Genomic DNA, 629 nt, shown 5'->3' with positions numbered 1-629 from the left:
GTCGGCGTGATGCGCAGCCGCTCGGTCTTCTTCGGCACCGTGGGGTAGTTGATCGGCTGGACGTAGACGCCGCAATTGTCGAGCAGCAGATCGGAGATCCACTTGCACTTGGCCGCATCGCCGACCAGCACCGGCACGATATGGCTCGGATTGGGCATATGCGGAATGCCGCGCTGGTCGAGCAGCGCTCTCAGCTTGCGGACCCGGTCCTGATGGCGGGCGCGCTCGAACTGGCTGACCTTCAGATGCTGGATCGAGGCGACGGCGCCGGCGGCGAGCGCCGGCGGCAGCGCCGTGGTGAAGATGAAGCCGGAGGCAAACGAGCGGATGAAATCGCAAAGGGCCGTCGACGCGGCGATATAACCGCCCATCACCCCGAACGCCTTGCCGAGCGTGCCCTCGATGACGGTCAGCCGGTCCATCAGGCCCTCGCGCTCGGCAATACCGCCGCCGCGCGGACCGTACATGCCGACCCCGTGCACTTCGTCGAGATAGGTCATCGCCCCGTATTTGTCGGCGAGGTCGCAGATCTCCCTGATCGGGGCGATGTCGCCGTCCATCGAATAGACGCTCTCGAAGGCGATCAGCTTCGGCGCCTTCGGATCGGCGGCCGCAAGCTTGGCTTCGAG

General features: G+C 65.8%; 1 protein-coding gene. It reads right to left on the bottom strand.

What is annotated here, in order from left to right; translation table 11 throughout:
• A partial coding sequence (hemA, locus tag ACMUVN_RS33275; RefSeq protein ID WP_414816053.1) for a 5-aminolevulinate synthase occupies window positions 1–629 on the bottom strand: 629 nt, incomplete at both ends.

Origin of the sequence: Rhizobium sp. IY2, from assembly GCF_047532935.1 — a bacterium.
GTDB lineage: Bacteria > Pseudomonadota > Alphaproteobacteria > Rhizobiales > Rhizobiaceae > Rhizobium > Rhizobium anhuiense.
This window is presented reverse-complemented; position numbering and strand designations above follow the sequence as displayed.